The following is a 21,531-nucleotide window of genomic DNA, read 5'->3' as shown; positions in this document are numbered from 1 at the left end:
CGCCCAATTCCTGGTATGTTCAGGCTAGGCCGCTCAATTCAATCTTTGCTTAAAAGTTCTATTGCACTAAATAGTAATAAGTGTACAAAATATCACAGAGGCCAGGGCCCTCACCATAGGGTAACTTGACCTGTGGGTCTGAAAAGTCCAGAGAGAACAACAAAAAAGGGCTCTTACCGATATTTATAAGCTCTCTTCTATTTTTAATTGCTCCAAACTCAGAGACTGATCGGCTTGTTATAGCTCCCTACGAAAGCTAATCAGTGCGGCAGTGACGGCCACATTGAGACTCTCCACACCGTTGCGCATGGGGATGCGCAGCAATTCATTACACTGCTTGGCTACCGCATCACTGACACCGCGGGTTTCATTGCCCAGTACAAAAATAGTCGGCCTGTCCCCGGTGACTTCTGCCAGGGTCTTTGGCGCGTGGGAGGATAGGCCGCAGATACGCGCACCGGACTCGCGAAAGTCTCTCAGGGCATCCGCCAGGGTTTCACAGCGCAGGATTTGGGTTTTAAACAGGGCGCCGGTGCTGGCTTTGATTACCAGAGGGTCGATCTGGGCGCAGCCCTTTCTTGGCAGGATGATACCGTCCACGCCACCGGCACACGCGGAACGGATTATCATACCGAGGTTTTGCGGGTTGGTAATGCCATCGAGTGCCAATAGCTCGTAAGCCTGTTGGCTGGTACCTCTTTCCCGCTGCTGTAGGAATGTTTTGCAAGTGCCGTAGTTGGGCAGGGCGAGGTCCAGTGCTACCCCTTGATCCTGGCGGGCATTTTTTGAGATGCGGGAGAGCCCCTTTCGATCCCAGTGGGCAACTTCTATTTGGCGCTCCTCGGCCAGGGCCTCCATGCGATTGATCAGTTGATCGCGTCGGTTGCTGCTTGCCAGGTGCAATTTGTGCAGAGGGAGGCTTGGATCTTCCAGTGCTTCCAGGACCGGTTTGCGCCCGTATATGGTCAGCAGGCTATCGAAGAAGGCCCTTTTTTCCAGGTATTCAGAGGAGTCTTTCACCGCATTGGCTCACTCAGTAGTTCGATCAATTTGGCCGCTGTCTCATCGGACAGCTGGCCGCGCCGCGCCAACTTTACACAGGCGAGACCCAGTTGGCGATAGTGGTGTGCCAAGTGCGGGTCTGCTGAGGTGAGGCTTTTTGCCTGAGTTGCTACTGTTTCCAAGTCTCCCCGGGCAATTGGGCCAGTGAGCGAGGCCTCCGGGCCCAAAGCCATAGTATTCTTCACGGTCTGCAGCACTATGGGTTCGAGTAGCCTGAGGGCTCTATCGCGGTCGATGCCCGCAGCGGCGAAGCTTTGCAGGCTGAGATCAATCAGGGTGGTGAGGTAATTGCACGCGATCACCGAGCCCGCGTGGTAGAGAGATTTGTGCTCGGCACTGATAGCCAGGGTTCCACACCCTATAGAGGCGAAGGCCTCTGTCAACGTCAGCACGGCGAGGCTGTCACCCTCCAGGGCAACGCTGCTGCCACCGAGGCTATCCAGGGAGCGTTGCGGGTCGGCAAAGCTGTGAACTGGGTGGGCGCTGGCGATAGAGGCTGGATGCAGGGCCTTGAGTACTTTAGAGCTGAGGGCGCCGCTGCAGTGGAAAGCGATTGCCCCTTCACGCTGCTGGAAGTTCGAGGACAGCTGCTCAGCTGCTGTTTCGATTTCTCCATCGCTACAGGAGATCAGCCAGCAATTCGCGTCAGCCATGGACTCGATTGACGAGGTGGCTTGCCCGGCACCAATAAATTCGACCGCGGCATGTGCGCTGTCGATGGTGCGATTGTGGATGGATTGAATTTGAAAAAAGCCAGCCTGCTGCCACAAGCGCCCGAGCGTTTTCCCCAGGCGCCCGGCACCAATAATATTGAGTGTTTTCATTATTTGCCAGCGAGGCAGTCCAAATAGGCTTTGACCGCATTCTCCAGGCCCATAGCGATGGCGTCTACGGTGAGGGCGTGGCCGATAGAAACTTCCTGCAATCCGGGCAGTGCACGGTAGCGGGGTAGGTTGACCAGGTTTAGGTCATGGCCGGCGTTCACTCCCAGGCCCAGGTGGCGTGCATGCTCGGCGGCGGCACAGTGGGTATTGAAGATATCTTCCATTTCCGGACTCTGTTTGGCCACTGCTTCCGCGTAGGGACCGGTGTACAGCTCGATACGGTCCGCGCCTACATCTTTGGCCAGGCTGATTTGTTCCTGGTCAGGGTCCATAAACAGGCTGACGCGGATACCGGCATCCTTCAATTTGGCAATCACGGGGACCAGGCGTGGGCCGTCCAGTTTAAGGTTGAAACCGTGATCGGAAGTCAGTTGGTCATTGTTGTCGGGTACCAGGGTGCACTGGTCTGGTTGGGTTTCCAGGACAAGTTCCATCAGTCCGGGGTAGTCGCCCTGGTGTGCGGCAAAGGGGTTGCCCTCAACGTTGAACTCGATGCCGTGACGGTTGCCGCATAGGGCGGCCAGCTCGCGCACGTCGCCTGGGCGAATGTGGCGCTGATCCGGGCGCGGGTGCACGGTGATACCCTGGGCGCCAGCGTCCAGGCAGGTGCGTGCGTGGGTGACTACATCGGGGAAGTTACCTTCACGGGAATTGCGGATCAGGGCGATTTTATTGAGATTAACGCTGAGAGCGATCACAGCTTATTCTCCCTTGCTATTGGTGGCGACGGCATCGTCGCCGGTGTTAATACGTTTTGCCTCGAGGATGCGAATAGGTACATTGGGGGCGCTGGGATGTTGACGGTAGAGACCGCGGGGCTTTTGCACTATTTCTTCTACCACATCCATACCATCGATCACCCGGCCAAAAACGGCATAGCCGGGTTTGTCTTCTTTGGCGTCGAGGCGGGTGTTATCCACCAGATTGATAAAAAACTGTGAGGTGGCGCTGTTGGGATCGTTGGTCCTGGCCATGGAGAGTGTGCCGCGCAGGTTCTGCAGGCCATTGGCGGATTCGTTGGCGATGGCGTCGCGGGTCTCCTTTTTCTGAAAGTCAAAGGTAAAACCGCCACCCTGCACAACAAAGCCCGGGACTATTCGGTGGAAGATGATCCCGTTATAGAAGCCGCTATCGGTGTAGTCGAGGAAGTTCTCTACGGTAACGGGGGCCTCTTTGGCAAAGAGCTCAATACGAATTATGCCCAAATCGGTTTTCAGCTCCACGTGTGGGTTTTTGGCCAGTGCGGGGAGTGTTAATGCCGCACAAAGTAGCAAAACAAAAAATTTTCGCATCATCCTTAGTCCTTTAGGTTTTACGGCTGAGCCACTGCGCTGCTGCCCATGTGTTGGATGTGGGTCCTGGGAGGGTAGTACCCCTCCCCAGGCTCAATAGTATGCGATATCAGGGATTTAAGGCGATATTAGTTGGCCCATTCCGAGTGGCGTTTACGCGGGCGTAAATGCGGGGCGATCATTGCGAGCAGGGCTCCCAGCAGGACGGATAGGGCGCCGTACATGTACCACTTATGCGACTCACTGCCGGACAGGCGTTGGATCTCGGCCTCCGCCATAGTTTTTTCCTGCTTCAGCAGTTCGTGCTGGTGCAGGAGCTTTTGGTGGCGCTCGTTCAGCGCCAGGGCGTCGGCTGACAGGGCTTTGAGAGTTTTCAGCTCGGCAGCCAGAGTCTGATTCTGTTGTTGGATAGAATCCAGGGAGCTGCTCAGTTTCCCGTTTTCTTCCTCCAGTCGGCGCACCTCACCACCGAGGTTGCCCTCCATTTTTTCGAAGCGGGCTAGATTGGCTGTTGCCTCTTCCAGTTTCAGCTTTGCCACCGGTTCGGAAACCAGATATTGGCGTCTTATCCATCCTTCAGTGCCGTTCGTGGTACGTACACGGGTCCAGCCATCTTGCGGAGCATCTTCAAGCACACTGAGTTGGGTGCCGCTGGGCAAACCACGGTGCAGGATGCGAAATCCAGTGCCTTTGCCGGATCGCATGGGCACATGCAGTTGGTCGGTGATATAGCGTGTCTCGGCGGCCGCCGTTGCCGGAACCACATTGAGCAGTGTGGCGGCGATCAGGCCTGACAGTAATTTCTTCATTGTGATACAGCTTCTGCTTAGCGTTGTTATTAGGGCAGTACTAACTTGAACGGTTTGACGGTGACTGAGGCGTAGACGCCCGCATCGACATAGGGGTCGCTATCAGCCCAGGCTTGTGCCTCTTCGATGGAGGGGAACTCCGCAATAATCAGGCTGCCACTAAAGCCAGCCTCGCCGGGTTCCTCGCTGTCTATCGACGGGTGTGGCCCCGCAGCTAACAGGCGGCCCTCATCCTTCAGACGACTGACTCGGGCCAAATGGGCGGGGCGCGCTTTTTTGCGCAAAGGGAGACTATCGCTAACATCTTCACTGATGATTGCGTACCACATTGTGAATCTTGCTCTTGTTGGTTGATTGGAAAATCTTGTTATTGGGGGACCATGACTTCTTCCAGTTTCAACCCGGTTAGTTTGCCAATACGGGAGAACAGGAAAAACAGCACCAGCATCAAAATGATGGTGGCCGGCAGGGCGATCACCGGGTAGCTGAGGGCGGTCATTTTACCCAGCTCCTCATTGAAGGCTGCTGTGCCCGGAGGGCTTTGCAAAATGATTTTTGCCAGTATGTAGTTGAGCACCGACGATAGGAAGAAGGATGCGGCAATCATCCAGGAAGCTTGCTGCAGGGTGCGTTCGAAGGCGCCCTGATTGCCCTTATGGGCAAGGCTCTGGGCGATTTTGCCAGTGTCCAGTATCTGGTCGTTGTATAACAGGGTCTTTACCAGTGGCCAGCGAGTGTAGAGTGAGGCGACGGTGGCAATACCGAGGAGGCCGGGAATGGCGGCTTCTTTGATGGCGATATATTGCGGGTCGAGCTCCATTAGACTGATGCCCCCGGTGAGGAGGATACTGATAATGCCCAGGGCGGAGAAGAAATTGACCTTGCCAGAGCGAATCAAATCGCGGAGACCGTAGCCGAGGGGGAAAGCCAGGGCTACTACCAGGGCCCATTTAGTGCCCAGCCAGTCATCCCCTGACAACTTGGTCAGAACCAGTGTGGGGATCACGATATTTAGAAGTAGGTTGCCAAGCAGGCCCTCTTTCTTCCTGGGTTTTTGCTGGGGTGAAGGGGTGGTTGAATTCGTTTCGGTCATACTCAATTCCGGTGATAATGCCCGCGGGAAGCTTTTGAGAGGTCATTAGGTGATGGCCTTTCGGGTGAAAAAACTTCCCCGCTGACAATACTGCTGTCAGACTCCGGTTCCTCGTGGCCGCCAAGGCAGACTTGTGGTCCGGGCCCTATCCCTGAAAATACCGGCTGCGGCTAAGACAGCTGCACCGGATAATTGTTCCAAATAATAGATACTGCGACTTTTTCACCACCACACTTTTCCACCATCATCAAAGAGAGTGAGAGCCTGTTGTTGAAAGCCTTGCCAGAAGATCTGAATACAGACCTAGTCGACCTGCACTGCCACAGCACCGCATCCGACGGTATTTTAAGTCCTACGCAGCTGGTGTCGAGGGCGAAATCCCAGGGTGTGACGCTGATGGCACTCACCGACCATGATACCTTGGCTGGTGTGGTGGAGGCACAGATGGAGGGTGACCGCTTGGGCATCACTGTATTGGCGGGTATTGAACTTTCAAGCCTCTGGGGGCGCCGCCCGGTTCATATTGTGGGGTTGAATGTTGATCCCGCATCGGATCGGCTGCGGGAAGCGATCATTCTGCGCGAACAGCTGCGCCGGGAGCGGGCAGAGCGTATTGCGGAACGCTTACACAAGCGGGGTTTTCCCGGAGCTCTGCAGGGGGGGCGCACCCTTGCTGGGGATGCTGTCCTGGGGCGGCCGCACTTTGCTCGCTGGCTGGTAGAGGCGGGGTACGTGGAAGATACTGCCCGCGCATTTAAGCGTTACCTGGGGGCCGGCAAAATCGGCGATGTGGCGGTGGCCTGGCCGCAATTAGAAGAAACCGTCGAGATCATCCATGCTGCCGGAGGTTCCGCAGTACTGGCTCACCCGCTCAAGTATGGACTTACCCGGACCCAGCTACTGCGTTTGCTGCAAGCGTTCCACCAGTGTGGAGGCGATGCGATAGAGCTGCTTTGCGGCCGGCAAAACCCCACACAGACCAGGGAGCTGCGGACTCTGATGCAGTCGGTGGTGGTCGAGTCTGACAAGGCTCCGCTGTACTGCTCGCTGGGTAGTGACTTCCACCAGACGGAGCAGCCCTGGAGGGAGCTCGGTTGTGTGCACTTGCCCGAAGACGTCGAGCCTGTGTGGAATCTGTGGCACACTCTGCACCGGGATCGACGCGGGGAAGCGGTATCGGCCTGATTGCGTGGGGTTCACTCTGCGCGCGCAGGTTGCGGATATTGTCTGGCCCGGGATCCCTGGTGGGCGACCTGTGCCCACCGTGAGAGGTTTCAATTCATAAAAGCTTGGGGGGCTTTGTGGCGCAGTTCTTTCAAATTCATCCGGAAAATCCTCAGGGGCGCTTGATCAGTCAGGCTGCGGATATAGTCACCAGCGGAGGGGTCATTGTGTATCCCACCGACTCCGCTTACGCGATAGGCTGCCGCTTGGGGGAAAAGCTGGCCGTAGAGCGGATACGCGCCTTGCGCCAGCTGGATAAACACCACAACTTTACTTTGATGTGTCGCGACCTGTCAGAGCTGGCAACTTATGCGAAGGTGGACAACCAGATGTTCCGCCTGCTAAAGAATCACACGCCCGGTTCCTATACCTTCATCATGCCGGCCACCGCTGAGGTGCCGCGCCGCCTGATCCACCCCAAGCGCAAGACGATTGGTATTCGGGTGCCCGACAACGCAATTACCCTCGCGCTGATTGAGGCGGTGGGCGAACCGCTGATGAGCTGCAGTCTTATTATGCCGGGCGATGAGCAGCCGTTGACCGACCCCTACGATATTCGCGATACCTTGGAGCACCAGGTGGAACTGATTATTGATGGTGGTTTTTGTGGCTTGGAGCCAACCACGGTGATCGACCTTACTGGTGAGGAGCCGGAGCTGATCCGCCAGGGCTGCGGTGCCGCTGATGAAATACTGGGTTGATTGGCGCCTTGCTGGTGTATAATCGACTGTTTGCGGTTTTGAGGGTGGGGCAGGGTGTCCAGTGAAGAATTACTAGCCGAGGTGGAGGAGCAGGTACTTGCCGATGTCGCGGCTACCGAAACCGAGTCCTCTGCCGACGACACCCCGGAAAACCAAGACCTGCAGAGCGGCGAGGAGCCGCTCGCGCTCGTATTGGGGGAGGCTTTTACCGACCTGCCGCCGGATCTTTTTATTCCGCCGGATGCATTGGAAGTCATTTTGGAGGCCTTTGAGGGGCCTCTGGATCTCCTTCTATATCTTATTCGCCGTCAGAATCTGGATATCCTGGAAATTAACGTGTCGGACATCACCCGTCAGTATATGACCTATGTGGAGATGATGACCTCGATACGTTTCGAGCTGGCGGCGGAATATTTGGTCATGGCGGCGATGCTGGCTGAGATCAAGTCTCGCATGCTGTTGCCACGCCCCCCCGCTGCCGAAGAGGAGGAGGGCGAGGACCCCCGCGCAGCGTTGATTCGCCGCCTACAGCAGTATGAGCGCTTCAAGACTGCTGCCGAGGATCTCGATGAGATCCCCCGAGTGGGGCGCGATATCCACCAGGCCCGTGCAGAGGGGCCGGATCGCAATATCACCCGACCGGACCCAGAGGTGGACCTAAAAGAGGTTCTGGTGGCGCTGGCGGATGTATTGCGCCGTGCTGATATGTTTGAGAGTCACCAGGTAGAACGTGAACGGCTCTCCACCCGCGAGCGCATGACCCAGGTGCTCGACCGTATCCGCCACGGGCAGTTTGTGCCATTTGTGAGCCTGTTTAGTGCGGAGGAGGGTCGTCTCGGCGTCGTGGTGACATTCCTTGCGGTGATGGAACTGGTCAAGGAATCTCTGGTGGAGCTGGTACAGAACGAGTCCTTCGGGCCTATTCACGTGCGTGCGGCCAGCCACAGCAGTGATTCTGTTGATGAGGAATTTGAGGATAGCGAAAGTGACTTCGGTAGCGAAGAGGGGGATGATTTGGCCCGGGCCGCTGTCGCTGAAAGCGCCTCGGTTGATGAAGCCTCGCTCACTGTGGAGCAGGCGCCGTCCAGAGAAGAAGAGTTGGAAACGAGAAGATGACAATCGCTCCGGAATTACTGCGCAGGCTCCTCGAAGGTGCTCTGCTGGCTTCCGCACAACCCCTCAGTGAAGATAAACTCCTCTCCTTGCTGGATGAGGAGGACCGCCCTTCCATCTCAACGCTTCGCGATACGCTCGGAGAAATTGCTCAAAGTTGTGACGGGCGCGGCTTTGAGCTCAAAAAAGTGGCGAGTGGTTGGCGCTTTCAGGTGCCTGAGGACCTAGCCCCCTGGGTGAACCGCCTTTGGGAGGAAAAAGCGCAGAGGTATTCCCGCGCTACCCTGGAAACATTGGCGATTGTCGCCTATCGCCAGCCGGTGACCCGCGGTGATATCGAGGAAATTCGCGGAGTAGCGGTCAGCTCACAGATCGTAAGAACCTTGCTGGATAGAGGATGGATCAAGGTGGTGGGTCACCGCGATGTGCCGGGCAAACCATCGCTCTATGCAACTACCCGGGACTTTCTCGATTATTTTAATCTCGCTTCCCTGGATGAACTGCCCACTTTGGCCGAAGTCCGCGATATTGAAAGTCTGAATAAGATCCTCGAAGCCGAAGGCCTTTCTCCAGAGGAGGTCCCCGCTGCACTCACCGAGGAGGGCGAAGATCCGCCGGGGGATACCGGGCTAGCGGGTGGAGATCAGAGTACAGCAGAAGCTGAAGAGGTTGTTTCCTCTGAAGAGAGTATCGATGCGGCCGAGGATGCTCTGGTTGCAGCAGCCCTCGAGGATATCGCGGCAGAGACCGCGGATAATCTCGAAGCGGCGGGGCCGGTACAAGCTGAGATGGAAGCACAGGCTGTCGATGACGTTGTATTGGATGCAGCGCCTTCAGAGGCCTTGGAAGATACGTGGGAGTTGGCACAGGTGGCGGGTGAAAATTTGCCTGCCACGGAGCCTCGGGTCATTGTCACCGGGGAAGAACCAGCTCTAGAAACAGAAAATGAAAGCGAAATTGAACAGGAAGCCGAAGATGGGGAGCCAGCGCCCCCTATTGCGGCAGCATTGCCCAAGAGCAGCCTGTTTGGTGATATCGACACGGAGACTGCGTCCGGCCGAGAGGAGCGGGACCGGGAAAGCAGTGGTGTCGATGACGATTCCCAAGATGTAGTGCAAGCGGAAAACACCACCCCATGAGTGATGGCACCTCGCCAGCAGGCGAAAAATTGCAAAAAGTACTAGCGCGCAGCGGCCTCGGGTCACGGCGTGAAATGGAGCGCGCAATCGATGCGGGCCGCGTGACGATTAACGGTAAAGTAGCGGAACTCGGCGAGCGGGTTACCGATGCGGACCAAATTGAATTTGACGGTCAGAGCCTGCCCTCTACAGGGGAAAATCGCTGTCGGGTCATTCTCTACAACAAGCCGGTCGGGGAGATTTGTTCCCGCCACGACCCTGAAGGGCGCCCCACCGTTTACGACCGTCTGCCGAGGCTGAAAACTGGCCGCTGGATTTCCGTAGGCCGGCTGGACTTCAATACCAGCGGCCTGCTGCTATTTACCAATAGTGGCGAGCTGGCCAACAAGCTGATGCACCCTTCATCGGTGATTGATCGTGAATATTTGGTGCGCATCCAGGGGGATGTGGACGACGAGATGAAGAGGCGCCTCGTTAAGGGTGTGCTTTTAGATGACGGCTCCGCGCGCTTTACCGATATTGTCGAGAGTGGGGGAGAGGGCAGAAACCGCTGGTTCTACTGTGTGGTGATGGAGGGGCGCAACCGTGAGGTTCGCCGACTGTGGGAGTCCCAGGGGGTTCGGGTGAGCCGCCTCAAGCGTGTGCGCTATGGCAGCGTGTTTATTCCCTCCCACGTACGCGTGGGCCAGTGGATCGAGATGGAACCTAGGGAGATTGATGACCTGTGCATCACCGCCGGTCTGCCCAAGCTGGGGCAGCGTCCACTGACGCAGGGGGAAAAACAGATCCTGGAGCGCCAGCGGCGCAAGCTGCGTAAGTCGCCGGTACCGGCGCAGCGACGCAATAAATCCTGAGGTGTGAACCACACGGCATTGTGTCTTAAATTAGGCCCGCGTAATGCGGGCCTCTTTATTTATCAGGGCTCGTTTTTTTGGCGCTAGGGCTGCTCGTTTTCCTTCTGATCCCCTGTTTCGTTCTCCTCGGTTTCTCCAGCCTCCTCCTGCTGTTGGTTGCGCATTTCAGACTGTACTCCCTGGGGGCCACCTCCCATGGCATCGTCGACATCGGAGGGAATATCGGAGACGGAGTCCGTAGTGTCGCTATTTTTTCGCTCGTTTATCTCGTTGGTTTTGGCACTGGATTCCATCAGCTGCTTGAGTTTTGTGAGTCCTTGCTCGTAGGACTCACCCACCATTTTTTTTATCGCCAAGCCCATCCAGCGCTCCCTCGGGCCACCCCCGGTATCGGTATTGAAGCTCCAACTTACCTGGGTGCCGCCATTTTGCTCTTGCAGTTTAAATTCTGCGGTGGCCTCACTGCCGTCGCCAAAATCCAAATCGGTTTGCACCAGCGAGTTCGGTGTACTGGCGGTTATGGTTTGGGTCCCGCCGCCCTCTTTAGAATTTTCCCCGTGCCAGCTCATGGAGGCGCCGACGCCCGCTTCCGGGCCACTGTATTTGTATTCCATGGCTGGGTCGATATTCCGCCAGGGGGACCAACTATTAAACTTGCGAAAGTTGTTAACGTAGGGAAATACCGTCTGGGGAGGTCTGTCGATATAAATACTGCGCTCCAGAGAAACCTCCCTGGGGAATAAATACCCGGCCATGAGTAATAGGACCAGGAAAATCAGGATGTAGAGTATCCAGCGCATAGCCATGCCCTTTGTTAAATTTGGGGTCATAAACCTCGATGGCCAGCGAATTGCTGGCTTTAGTCAAGGTTATAGCAGCTCCTCTGCGGTTCAATCGTCGCTGAGGTGGATCAGCGGCAACTTGATCTCGACACAAAGGCCGGCGCCGACGCTATTACGTGCTGTAATACTGCCGCCGTGGTGCAGTATGGTCCGCTGAGCGATGGCCAGTCCCAGGCCAAAGCCACCGCTTTCGCGGGTGCGGGCGTTATCGGTGCGGTAGAAGGGGCGGAAAATGGCTTCGAGATCGGACTCATCTACACCGGAACCCGAGTCGATGACAGAGATGGTGCAGGTGTCGGTGAATTCCTGCACCAGTAGTCGCACCAATCCATTGGCCGGGCTGTACTTGATAGCGTTGCGCAGGATGTTCTCCAGTGCTGCGGTGAGGGAGCTGCCGCGGGTGGCGATCAGCAGTTCCTGGGCGCTGCCACTCATATCGAACCCCAAATGTTTTTCCGCAGCTTCGATGTGGAGATCGTCGAGCAGTGCGTTAAGCAGACTGTTCAGCTCTACTACATCGTCCAGTGGGCGCTGCTCCTGGCTGCTAACCGGCAAGGACAGCACATCGGCGATAATGTCTTCCAGGTAGTCCGCCGCTTTACCGATTTTATCCAGCTCCTTGTCCAGTCCCATGACTTGTTTCTGACGAGCGATGGCGAGCGCTACCTGCAGTCGCGCCAGGGGTGAGCGAAGCTCGTGAGAGACATCCTTGATCAGACGGCGCTGTTCGGACATCGATTCCTGTAGTTGAGCAGTCATGGAGTCGAAATCCAGGGCCAGATCAGTGAGCTCATCGTTGCGGGTGTGCAGGCTGGGGGCAACTCGATAGTCCAGCTCGCCGGCTGCGACCCGTTTTGTGGCGGCGCGGAGCTGCTCAAGGGGGCGGCTCAAATAGCTGGCGAGCCAGTAGCAGGCGATCCCGGAGGTAATCATGGAGAGCAATAGCATGGGCCAGAAGTTGCGCCATAAAAATCGCAGTAACAGGCCCTCCTTACTATCCCCGGCAACCAGGGTGATACGCAGGGGATCCCCGGTGCGCATTGGGAGGAAGAAACCTACCGTGGGCTTGTTGTCTACCAGCATGTGAGCCTCACGGTTTCGGTAGTCGAGGCTGTTGATCAGCGGCATCATATTTTCTGGCAGTGACCGCCTGAGCAGGTCATTGCCTTCACTGTCCACGGCGTAGACCCTTCGTTTGACTTTCTTTGGCGCGCGTTCTAGCCAGTGCTGAAACTGCTCGGGCCCGTGGCGGCGGGCGATGCGCATATTGCGCATCACTTCACGAAATAATGCGGGTCCCTCCCAGCGCTCCTCCTGGCGGGGATCGCCGAATTCGCCAAAGTGGGTAATGTAAATGGCGGCGACCACCATCACCATGGCGGTAATCCACGCGCCAAAAAACATCTTCCAGAAGAGGCTGCGCATTTTGAAACTACCTACTGCTTGGCCTGGGTGAGCATATAGCCGGCGCCGCGAATATTGATAATCAAGTCGCGGCTGGCGCCTTTATCCGCGAGCTTTTTGCGAATATTGCTGACGTGAACATCGATGGAGCGGTCGTAGGGCATCAACTTGCGTCCCAGTGCGCTCTCGGTTAGTACCTCTTTACCGACCACATCGCCGGCGTTTTGAATCAGCACTTTGAGAACTGAAAATTCGGCGCCAGTGAGGGATAGGGCCTGGTCGGCCCAATAGGCCTGATATTCGGCCGGCAGCAGGCGCAGCTGGCCACTGGTGAGGCTGTCGTCGCTGTCCTCCACTTCGACCCGACCGCGGCGCAATATCGCGCGCAGTCGCGCGGCCAGTTCACGTGGGTTACAGGGCTTGGGGAGATAGTCGTCGGCACCCATTTCCAGACCTACGATACGGTCTACGGTATCGCCCTTAGCAGTGAGCATGATCACGGGCAGGGAGCGGCCAGTGGGTGAGGCCTCCTCGCGCAGTTTTCGCAGCACGTCAAAACCGTTGTGCACCGGCAGCATGACATCCAGTACCAGGGCGTCAAAATTCTGGCTCTGCGCCAGTGCCAATCCGCGCCCACCATCGTTGGCCGCGGTCACATCAAAACCTTCCCCGGTTAGATACTCTTTCAATAGGTCGGTCAATTCTGTGTCGTCGTCGATCAGGAGGATGCGGCTCATGGCGTTCTCTCAGTTGCTGTGAGGCCATTATATGCAAAGCATTGGCGCTAGTTATCGCAGCCTCTTGGGCTTTTTACTGTTCTTAACAAATGTTTACCGGGGTTTGCCCCTGTTTACACTGGCCAGACTTACTATGAATTCACTGAATGCAAACGAGAGGATGGAGTGATGAAGAACTGGAAAGTAGTACTAGGTAGCTTGGCTTTGGCCGGGGTGATGGCGGTCCCTGCAGCATCCATGGCATTTGGGGGGGGCGAAGGGCACCACAAGCGCGGTTTTGAGCATATGGCGCGTGAACTGGGCTTGACCGAGGGGCAAAAGGCGCAGTTGAAAGCCAACCGGGAGAGTAACAGCGACAGCAAAATTGCCCAGCGCGAGCAGTTACGTGCGTTGCGTAAGCAAATCCGCGCCGCGATGGAGAGTGGCGCCGACCAGGCCACACTAGACCAGCTTGGTACTGAGTTGGGCAAGCTGGAAGTACAGAAAATGCAAAACCACTTCCAGATACGCCAGCAGTTCGAGGCGATTCTTACCGATGAACAGAAAGCCAAATTTGAAACGTTGAAAGAGAAGCGCAAAGAGCGCCACATGAAATGGCGTGAGGAGCGTCTTGAGCGACGCACATCCGATTCCTGATCCCCACTATCGCAGACTCCTTGTGCGATCTGTCGGGCGTACCCTTCCCCAGAGGTCCGCTCGGCTCATAACCCTTTGCCCCCGCTAGTCGGGGGCTTTTTTATGTTCCCAGTCCACCCGAGCCAGCTTGCCGCGCCCCGCCTTTGCTGGGAGAATACGCCGCCCCGCCAATAGGTATCTAGTGTGGCCCGATTTGGGCGAAGAGGAATAACTGTGAGCAAAATCGGCTTGTTTTATGGCAGCGACGAAGGCAACACCGAATCTGTAGCCCTGCGCATCCGCACCCGCCTGGGGGAAGATCGGGTAGATCTGTTTGATGTAGCCGATGTGACCCAATTGGAGATCGCCAACTATCAAAATTTGATTTTTGGTATCCCGACTTGGGACTTTGGCCAGATTCAATCCGACTGGGAAGAGTTCTGGGAGGATGTGCGGGAAATCGACTTCAGCGGTAAGACTGTGGCTCTGTTTGGTCTGGGCGACCAGTTCGGCTACGGCGATTATTTCCTCGACGCCATGGGTATGTTGCACGATGTGATTGTCGAGCAAGGGGCGACCATTGTCGGCTTGTGGTCCACGGAAGGCTATGAATTTGAGGCCTCCAAAGCGGAGATTGCGGGGGAGGGCAAATTTATGGGCCTCGCAATCGATGAAGACCAGCAGGAAGAGTTGACGGCTGAACGCCTCAATCGCTGGTGTCAACAGATAGCCGAGGAGTTTGCCATCGATGGTGGTGCCGGCAGTGTAACCGAGCTGGATGACTAACGCTTCATGCAGCAGACTATTCCTTTCAAAGAATTTTGGCCCTGGCTGACTGAACATCCCAATTGCATACTCCGGGCCGGCACCCCGGAGAGCGTCGTTTATGATGATGATGACTATTATTGGCGCTTTGCAGAGGAGGATACCCGTACATTGCTAGTACAGGTGATGCGCGGCAAACGCCCGGTAGCGGAGTTCTTTATTGAACCCTCACATATTGTGTCTGTACAAGTGGGCCCAGGGGAAAGGGGGGAGTATAACTTCGATCTGATGACAGAAATCCACGGGCAGCTGCAGGTGATTTATTATTTTGTACTGTCACATGGCTTAGATGAGCCAGTGAGTTCAGTTGAGGAGCCCTCCCAGGCTTCAGGACAGCTCCACTAAAAGGTCGTTTCTTTGTGAAAGCACCAGTTGGTAGCTCAACTGGTGCTGGAAAGTCCGGGGTGGTATTAGCTTATTACTCGTTCACAGCTGGCTGTTTTTCTACTGACCCAATACCGATGTGCTTATCAAGAAAAGCTAGCAGTTCGGTATAAAGCTTCATCTTGTTCTCCTCGCTATAAAATCCGTGCCCTTCGTTGGCAACAATAAGGCTTTTTGCAGGCTTCCCTTCTTTTTCAAGTTTTTTCAGTAGCTCCTCAGCATGTTCAACAGGTACACGCTCATCTTTCTCACCGTGAATAATAAACAAGGGAATGTTGAGTTTATCGGTGTTGTGGATTGGAGAGTTTTCCTTTAAGAAGTTCTTATCTTTACTCAGTTCCCTATTAAGGTAGGCTAACCCTCTATCACGACGCTTGATATCCCCTTTCTTGTACATCATCTCCAAGTCATAAACACCCACATAGCCAGCCGCACATTTATACAGGTCTGGATATCTGATCGGGTTCATTAGGGCAGAGTAGCCCCCAAAGCTGGCACCGTAAATACAAACTTTTCTTGGATCTGCATAGCCTTTTTCTACTGCCCAATGAACGGCGTCGGCTATATCCTTTTGAATTTTTCCTCCCCACTCTTGCTCTCCGGCAGTGTAAAAGTGGTCGCCGTATCCTGTTGAGCCACGAAAGTTTACCTGGAGAACCAAGTAGCCATTTTGGGAAAGTATTTGTGCTTCTTGGTCATATCCCCAGTAGTCACGGGCATGGGGGCCTCCATGTGGTACTACTACCATAGGCAGATTTTTAGTTTGTTCTTTCGGGAAAGTCAGATAGGTGCCTATTCTCATGTTGCCCGTGGTGACGAATGACTCAGCTCGCATTGAGTTTAGAGTTTCAGGGGCAAGCCATTCTGATGATGATAATAGAAAGTCTACTTTCTTAGTCTTCAAATTTGCTAAGAAATAATCCCCTGGGAGTCGGTCTCCATAAACTTTTAATATTCCTAAAGAGCCATCATTGGTGAAGCTGGTAAAGTTGATTCTGTAGCCCTCAAAAGCCTTTTTTAAACCACGGAAATAAGCTGCAAACCCATCGCCCTCATCAAAAAAGTACTCCTCAGGGTAGTCGGGGTGCAGGTAAACTCCGATGGGTTTATCACTTTTGGGGTGGTAAATCACCGCGGTAATGTCGGAAATGTCGTGGGAAAATATTTGAGTTAATTCGTTTGTTTTGGTGTTAAATTTAACTAGTTGCTCCGTATCGTTAGTGCGGTCTATTTCAAAATAGAAATCTCCTGTTTCTAGATTGCCTCCCCTTGGCCAGCTACGATTTAAAATGGAGTTCTCAAGTTTTTCCCATCCCATTTTAGATTTCTTGTAAAGCTCGCGTTCACCATTTTTGTTGCTACCGGTGGCGAAGATTAAATTTCCATTTCTGTCAGTGTGGGCGCGTCCTACCTGCGGAAGTCCTGTTATTCTTTTTTGTACGCCATTATAAATGTTTACTTCGAGGATTTCTCCTCTTGTTTCCCAGTCCCTAGCCCAGGGAGAGGTGGAGATCAAAATTTTATTTTTTTCTTTAGGGAGGGTGTCAATGATTGTTGGGTGGGCATATGTGGACTCAGCCCTTTTTAAGCGAGATCCGACTTGGCGCTCTCCCGCTAAGTGCCCGAATATATTCTTGCCTTTAGTGCCATCATAGTTGATGGCAAATAGTGAGCCATAAAATATTGGTGTCTCTAAAGCCGCTTTCCTTGATACGACTTCAGTAACAATCCTTTCATTGTTAGCCCAGTAGAAATCGCCGACTTCCTCTTTGCCTCTAAAGCGCAGAAGGCCAGTGATCTTCAGAGGGGTGATCGACATAAAAACCAGTATTTTCTCTCCCTCGTATAATTTTTTAATGGCTAAATGGGTACCAGTTGGAGAAATTTTTACTTCTTGTATATCTGTATGCCGTACTAAGTCGGACAAGCTAACTTGCCCAGAAAGTGCGAGAGAGGGCCACAGGAAAAAAAGAAATAACAGCTTGCGCATCACTAGAATCCTTGTCATTGATTTTTCTATTATGAATGACAATGGAAATGAATAAAATAGTGTGGACGCCTAGTGGGGGCGCCCATCAATTAAAAGGTCAGTAAAGATAAATTATTTGCTTACTAAGTCTTCAGTCTCTCTATCCGGCTTATACTGATCAAACCAGTACAAAATAGAAGCCACTTTCGCAATCATCTGGCTGGGCCTCGCGGCAATACTATGAGAGGCGCCAGGGATACGCACCATCGCGGCTTCCACATCGTTCAACTTCAGTGCCTGGTAAAACTGCTCTGTTTCAGACATGGGTGTGCGGTAATCCTCCTCTCCGGTAAGCAGCATGGTTGGTGTAGTGACATTGCCCACATAAGTGAGGGGTGAGCGGCGGCGATATTCCTCCGGTTTTTCCCAGGGCATACCTGAGAACCAGTATTTCGTAAAGAATCTGGAGTAATCTGCGGTAAGCACAAAGCTCTCCCAATTAATTACAGGTTTGGCGACCACCGCTGCCCGGAATCGATCAGTCTTGCCAATGATCCAGGCTGTGAGGGTGCCGCCTCCGCTACCGCCGGTCACAAATAGTTGTTCTTCATTGATAAACCCCTGATCAATTACTGTATCAACACCAGCCATCAAGTCATCGTAATCCTGGCTCGGGTAATTGTGGTGAATCAGGTTGGCAAATTCATGTCCGTAGCTGGTGGAACCTCTTGGATTGGTATAGAGGACCACATAGCCGGCAGCGGCGAATAACTGTACTTCAGTAGCAAATCGCGGGCCATAATTGGAGAAGGGGCCGCCGTGAATTTCCAACAGCAGGGGATACTTTTTCTTCGGGTCGAAGTTGGGTGGGTAAGCGACCCAGCCCTGTATATTGCGGCCATCAAAAGTGGACTTGTAATTGATCTCTTCCACTTGGGCCATGTTGCGCAGTGGTATCAAGTCATGGTTGAGACTGGTTAGTGTTTTTACTTTACCGCCTCGGGCCAGAGCCAATTCTGCGGGGTGTTGTGGATTGGTTTGTGTGTAGGCAATATCCCCGCGTTTGGATGTGGCAAAGTGCGTGCCGGAGTAGGGCCGCCCTAGCGATAGACCGCCGGCATCACTGGCGACTACAGTGTCACTGCCACCCATTTTTTTAATGGCAATTTTTGTGGAGCCCTGATCGTCATAGCTGTAAGCGATGCGCTTACTATCGCCAAGCCAGTGGTAGCTGGAGATACTGCGGTCTTTAGCGGTTTGTACTTTGCGGGACTCGCCACTGTCGAGGTTGATGATACGCAGGCTGTGTTGCTGGTATCCGAGCCGTTGATCCTCGAATCCCAGGTAGGCAAGTTTTTTACCATCGGGAGAAATCTGCGGGTGATGATCGGGTCCAAACCTTTCGGTGATCTGCTCAATGCCGCCATCCTTGAGATCCACTCTATAGATTTCAGAGTTCATCAACTCGATCTCGTGATCGGGGTGGCGGTTTGCGGAGAAATAAATCGCCTCGTTATTTTTACTCCAGGCGAGACTGCTGTTGTGATCGAATGGACCACTAGTGAGCTGACGCGGTGTACCGCCCTCACGGGGGATGACAAATACCTGGGTGTACCCCTGCTTGAGATAACCCATGCCGTCCGCACGATAAATACTGCGGTCGATAAACTGGGGTGGTTTTGCCCACTTGGCGCCCTCGGGGGCACCGGGTAGTTCAACAGGCAGAGGTTTGCTCTCGGGCACAAACATGGTGAAGGCAATTTGTTTGCCGTCTCGTGACCACTGAATATTGGAAGGGGATTTTGGCAGGTGGGAGATCTGCAGATTTTGGCCGTTGTCGAGCCACAATAGGTGGATCTGGGGGCTGCCACTGCGGGAACTGATAAAGGCAATTGTCTTACCGTCCGGGGATAGGCGCGGCGAATAATCAGAGTAGTCCCCCGAGGTCAGTGGGCGGTGGTCCTTGCCGTCGGCACTGATACGCCACAGGTTTGCCCGTTTGTTGTCCGCCATCTTATTCATGGAGTTGCGAACGTAGTAAATATTTTTCCCGTCATTACTGAACTGAGGGTCGCTGACATACTCGAGATTAAATACATCCTCATAGCTGAAGTTAGTGGGTTGCTCTTCAGCGAGGGCAGGACTGGCGATAAATATCGCCGCGGCTATTTTCAATAGTCTGTTCATTATCTGAGGGCTCCTCCATTTTGTTTTCGGGAAGAGCATACCGCAGAGACAGTTGGGCAGGAGGCGAATAAGCCGGTCGGTGTATTTAGTGGGACAGTCCGTGCAATTAATAAATAATTATCGTCCGGGGCAGTAAATTCAGATTAGCAGCTCCCTAAGTACTTCCCGATAGATTTCCTTAAGTATGTCCAAATGTTCGGCTTCAACCCTCTCATCCACCTTGTGGATAGTGGCATTAACTGGTCCCAGTTCCACCACTTGCGTGCCTGTTGGGGCGATAAAACGGCCGTCGGAAGTGCCCCCGGCAGTCGATAATTCCGTTTCCTTTCCGGTGGTTTTCTGGATAGCCTGTTCCACCGCATGTACCAGTGGCCCCTCGGCCGTGAGGAAGGGATGCCCAGATACATTAAAGTTCGCTTCATATTTTAGGTAGTGCTTATCCAGGATTGCCCTGGCACGGGCCTCCAGTCCTTCGGCGGTAGACTCCGTAGAGAAGCGCCAATTGCAGAGTAAATCCACTTCACCGGGAATCACATTGGTTGCGCCGGTACCCCCATTGATATTGGAAACCTGGAAGCTGGTGGCGGGGAAAAATTGGTTGCCTTGATCCCACTCCTCGTTGGTTAGTTCGGTGAGTGCAGGGGCCAGGCTGTGAATCGGGTTTTCGGCCAGGTGAGGGTAGGCGACGTGCCCCTGTGTACCAAATACTTTTAATTCCAGGCCCAGTGAGCCGCGCCGTCCGTTTTTGATCACGTCGCCGACGCGTTCGCTGCTGGAGGGCTCACCCACAATGCAGCCGTCTATTTTTTCTCCCCGCGCCTCGAGCCATTCAACCACTTTGACAGTGCCGTTGGTTGCCGGTCCCTCTTCATCACTGGTGATCAGGAAAGCGATGCGCCCGCAGTGACCCGGATGTGCGGCGATAAACTCTTCACAGGCTACGACCATGGCGGCGAGGGAGCCCTTCATATCCGCGGCGCCACGACCATAGAGAAAACCATCGTGAATTTTGGGGTCGAAGGGGGGGCTGCTCCAGTTGTCCTCTGGTCCGGTGGGCACTACATCGGTGTGGCCGGCAAAGGCGAGTAGCGGCCCTTTACCTTGCCCATTGCGCACTGCCCAAAAATTGTCGGTGTCTCCGCGGCGCAGCCTGGTTGCCTGAAAACCGATTTTTTCCAGACGCTGGATCATCAGGTCCATGCAGCCTGCATCTTCAGGTGTTATGGAGCGGCGGCGGATCAGGTCGAAAGCCAGTTGCAGAGTGGGGGTCACGGAGTGTTCCTTGTGTTTGGTCGAGTAGGTGCATGGGCGGTTCGCGGGGAAGTTGGCGGGGCCATAGCCCCGCCGCGCTCAACTTTAATTGCTGTGCAGCGCTTCGTTCAGTTCGATTGCACTCTTGTTAGTCAGGCATTCTACCGCGCCATTGGTAGAGTTCCTGCGGAACAGCAGGTCGGATTTACCGGCCAGGTCGCGCGCCTTGATATGTTCGACGAGTCGGCCGCTATCATCGAGTAAGGCTACCTTGGTGCCGGCGGTGATATAGAGGCCGGCCTCTACAGTGCAGCGGTCGCCGAGGGGAATACCGATGCCGGCGTTGGCGCCGAGCAGGCAGTTGTCGCCCACGGAGATGACGATGTTACCGCCGCCGGAGAGCGTGCCCATGGTGGAACTGCTGCCGCCCAAGTCGGAGCCCGCGCCGACAAACACACCAGCAGAAATACGCCCCTCGATCATGCCGGGGCCCTTGGTGCCAGCATTAAAGTTGACGAAACCCTCGTGCATGATGGTGGTGCCCTCGCCAAGATAGGCGCCGAGACGCACGCGTGCGGTGTGGGCGATGCGCACGCCCGTGGGCACCACATAGTTGGTCATCTTGGGAAATTTGTCGACGCAGGCAACTTCCAGGTGCTCCCCGTTCAGGCGCGCTTCCAGTTGGCGCTGTGGCAGTTCTTCCAGGTCGATCGCGCCCTGATTAGTCCAGGCCACATTGATCAGTTTGCCGAAAATGCCGTCGAGCTTGGTTTCGTGAGGTTTCACCAGGCGATGGGAGAGCAAGTGCAGTTTCAGGTAGGCCTCTGGCACCGACTGCGGGGCTTCATCGCTGGACAGTACGACCACCACCAGTGGTCGCTGGGAGTTGGCAAATTGCCGCAGGATTTCTGCCTGTTCCGTGGCTCCGGCGCTGTGCAGCTTTTCCGCGAGGCCGTGCAGCTGAGTCGCATCCAGGGGCAGGCTGTGATTGCCGCCGTTAATATGTAGGGTTTCAGTGACTGCTTTAGCTATTTCCGCACTGGGTTTAAACAGTGGCTTTGGGTAGAAAACTTCCAGCCAGTCGCCCTTGCTATTACAGGTGCCAACACCAAATCCAATGCCGTAGATATCGCGCATTCTTTCTCT

At 54.6% G+C, this 21,531-nt stretch carries 21 protein-coding genes and 1 pseudogene; 8 read left to right on the top strand and 14 right to left on the bottom strand.

Features of this window, described 5'->3' with window-relative positions:
- Positions 1-237: 237 nt before the first annotated feature.
- From rlmB to Q1A69_RS09415, 7 genes are all read right to left on the bottom strand, one after another.
- On the bottom strand, positions 238-1,020 hold the full coding sequence (rlmB, locus tag Q1A69_RS09445; protein WP_299584464.1) for a 23S rRNA (guanosine(2251)-2'-O)-methyltransferase RlmB: 783 nt from the start codon (positions 1,018-1,020) through the stop codon (positions 238-240).
- The gene (locus Q1A69_RS09440; RefSeq protein WP_299584462.1) at positions 1,017-1,886 is read right to left on the bottom strand and encodes a Rossmann-like and DUF2520 domain-containing protein; all 870 of its coding nucleotides are present in this window, start codon (positions 1,884-1,886) and stop codon (positions 1,017-1,019) included. The genes rlmB and Q1A69_RS09440 overlap by 4 nt, the downstream gene beginning before the upstream one ends.
- Positions 1,886-2,644, bottom strand: coding sequence for a pyridoxine 5'-phosphate synthase (locus tag Q1A69_RS09435; protein ID WP_299584460.1), 759 nt, complete (start codon positions 2,642-2,644; stop codon positions 1,886-1,888). Before Q1A69_RS09435 ends, Q1A69_RS09440 begins: the two co-directional genes overlap by 1 nt.
- 3 nt (positions 2,645-2,647) lie before the next feature.
- Positions 2,648-3,241 (bottom strand): peptidylprolyl isomerase, encoded by a 594-nt coding sequence (locus tag Q1A69_RS09430; RefSeq protein WP_299584458.1) that lies wholly within the window; start codon positions 3,239-3,241, stop codon positions 2,648-2,650.
- A gap of 125 nt (positions 3,242-3,366) precedes the next feature.
- On the bottom strand, positions 3,367-4,047 hold the full coding sequence (locus Q1A69_RS09425; RefSeq protein WP_299584456.1) for a TIGR04211 family SH3 domain-containing protein: 681 nt from the start codon (positions 4,045-4,047) through the stop codon (positions 3,367-3,369).
- Positions 4,048-4,076: 29 nt separating this feature from the next.
- Positions 4,077-4,376 (bottom strand): YciI family protein, encoded by a 300-nt coding sequence (locus tag Q1A69_RS09420; protein WP_299584454.1) that lies wholly within the window; start codon positions 4,374-4,376, stop codon positions 4,077-4,079.
- A gap of 38 nt (positions 4,377-4,414) precedes the next feature.
- The gene (locus Q1A69_RS09415; protein ID WP_299584452.1) at positions 4,415-5,140 is read right to left on the bottom strand and encodes a VC0807 family protein; all 726 of its coding nucleotides are present in this window, start codon (positions 5,138-5,140) and stop codon (positions 4,415-4,417) included.
- 192 nt (positions 5,141-5,332) lie between these two features.
- On the opposite strand from Q1A69_RS09415, the gene Q1A69_RS09410 reads away from it, so the two are divergent.
- The 5 genes and pseudogenes from Q1A69_RS09410 (at position 5,333) to rluB (ending at position 10,171) form a co-directional block, all read left to right on the top strand.
- Positions 5,333-6,325, top strand: coding sequence for a PHP domain-containing protein (locus Q1A69_RS09410; RefSeq protein ID WP_299584450.1), 993 nt, complete (start codon positions 5,333-5,335; stop codon positions 6,323-6,325).
- A 116-nt stretch (positions 6,326-6,441) separates the two neighbouring features.
- Positions 6,442-7,065 carry an L-threonylcarbamoyladenylate synthase gene (locus Q1A69_RS09405; protein ID WP_299584448.1) on the top strand — a complete coding sequence of 208 codons (624 nt, stop codon included), beginning with the start codon at positions 6,442-6,444 and terminating at the stop codon, positions 7,063-7,065.
- Positions 7,066-7,224: 159 nt separating this feature from the next.
- Positions 7,225-8,001 (top strand): annotated as a pseudogene (locus tag Q1A69_RS09400) (ScpA family protein); the annotation flags it as partial.
- Positions 8,002-8,177: 176 nt separating this feature from the next.
- A complete protein-coding gene (scpB, locus tag Q1A69_RS09395) occupies positions 8,178-9,317 on the top strand; it encodes an SMC-Scp complex subunit ScpB (RefSeq protein WP_299584446.1) in 1,140 nt (379 codons plus the stop codon).
- Positions 9,314-10,171: a 23S rRNA pseudouridine(2605) synthase RluB gene (gene rluB / locus Q1A69_RS09390; RefSeq protein ID WP_299584444.1), complete on the top strand. Its 858-nt coding sequence runs from the start codon at positions 9,314-9,316 to the stop codon at positions 10,169-10,171. Before scpB ends, rluB begins: the two co-directional genes overlap by 4 nt.
- Positions 10,172-10,254: 83 nt before the next feature.
- Here rluB and Q1A69_RS09385 read toward each other — a convergent pair whose 3' ends face one another.
- The 3 genes from Q1A69_RS09385 to Q1A69_RS09375 all read right to left on the bottom strand — a co-directional run bounded on the left by Q1A69_RS09385 (position 10,255) and on the right by Q1A69_RS09375 (position 13,154).
- Positions 10,255-10,971 (bottom strand): SRPBCC family protein, encoded by a 717-nt coding sequence (locus Q1A69_RS09385; protein ID WP_299584442.1) that lies wholly within the window; start codon positions 10,969-10,971, stop codon positions 10,255-10,257.
- 90 nt (positions 10,972-11,061) lie between these two features.
- On the bottom strand, positions 11,062-12,438 hold the full coding sequence (locus tag Q1A69_RS09380) for an ATP-binding protein (protein WP_299584440.1): 1,377 nt from the start codon (positions 12,436-12,438) through the stop codon (positions 11,062-11,064).
- Between the two features lie 11 nt (positions 12,439-12,449).
- The gene (locus Q1A69_RS09375) at positions 12,450-13,154 is read right to left on the bottom strand and encodes a response regulator transcription factor (protein ID WP_299584438.1); all 705 of its coding nucleotides are present in this window, start codon (positions 13,152-13,154) and stop codon (positions 12,450-12,452) included.
- 168 nt (positions 13,155-13,322) lie between these two features.
- On the opposite strand from Q1A69_RS09375, the gene Q1A69_RS09370 reads away from it, so the two are divergent.
- From Q1A69_RS09370 to Q1A69_RS09360, 3 genes are all read left to right on the top strand, one after another.
- Positions 13,323-13,790, top strand: coding sequence for a Spy/CpxP family protein refolding chaperone (locus Q1A69_RS09370; RefSeq protein ID WP_299584436.1), 468 nt, complete (start codon positions 13,323-13,325; stop codon positions 13,788-13,790).
- 213 nt (positions 13,791-14,003) lie between these two features.
- Entirely contained in the window at positions 14,004-14,555 is a 552-nt protein-coding gene (locus tag Q1A69_RS09365) for a flavodoxin (protein WP_299584434.1), read from the top strand.
- Between the two features lie 6 nt (positions 14,556-14,561).
- Positions 14,562-14,939, top strand: coding sequence for a hypothetical protein (locus tag Q1A69_RS09360; protein ID WP_299584432.1), 378 nt, complete (start codon positions 14,562-14,564; stop codon positions 14,937-14,939).
- A 73-nt stretch (positions 14,940-15,012) separates the two neighbouring features.
- Here Q1A69_RS09360 and Q1A69_RS09355 read toward each other — a convergent pair whose 3' ends face one another.
- From Q1A69_RS09355 to dapD, 4 genes are all read right to left on the bottom strand, one after another.
- Positions 15,013-16,968: a prolyl oligopeptidase family serine peptidase gene (locus tag Q1A69_RS09355; protein WP_299584430.1), complete on the bottom strand. Its 1,956-nt coding sequence runs from the start codon at positions 16,966-16,968 to the stop codon at positions 15,013-15,015.
- 111 nt (positions 16,969-17,079) lie between these two features.
- Complete coding sequence (locus tag Q1A69_RS09350) at positions 17,080-19,134, bottom strand: S9 family peptidase (protein ID WP_299584428.1); 2,055 nt, start codon at positions 19,132-19,134, stop codon at positions 17,080-17,082.
- A 138-nt stretch (positions 19,135-19,272) separates the two neighbouring features.
- A complete protein-coding gene (gene dapE, locus Q1A69_RS09345; RefSeq protein WP_299584426.1) occupies positions 19,273-20,406 on the bottom strand; it encodes a succinyl-diaminopimelate desuccinylase in 1,134 nt (377 codons plus the stop codon).
- 84 nt (positions 20,407-20,490) lie between these two features.
- Positions 20,491-21,522: a 2,3,4,5-tetrahydropyridine-2,6-dicarboxylate N-succinyltransferase gene (dapD, locus tag Q1A69_RS09340; protein ID WP_299584424.1), complete on the bottom strand. Its 1,032-nt coding sequence runs from the start codon at positions 21,520-21,522 to the stop codon at positions 20,491-20,493.
- Positions 21,523-21,531: the final 9 nt, after the last annotated feature.

It is taken from the genome of uncultured Microbulbifer sp. (genome assembly GCF_947498635.1).
Taxonomy (GTDB): Bacteria; Pseudomonadota; Gammaproteobacteria; order Pseudomonadales; family Cellvibrionaceae; genus Microbulbifer; species Microbulbifer echini.
The sequence above is the reverse complement of the archived record's forward strand: the minus strand, read 5'-3'. Positions and strand labels throughout refer to the sequence as shown.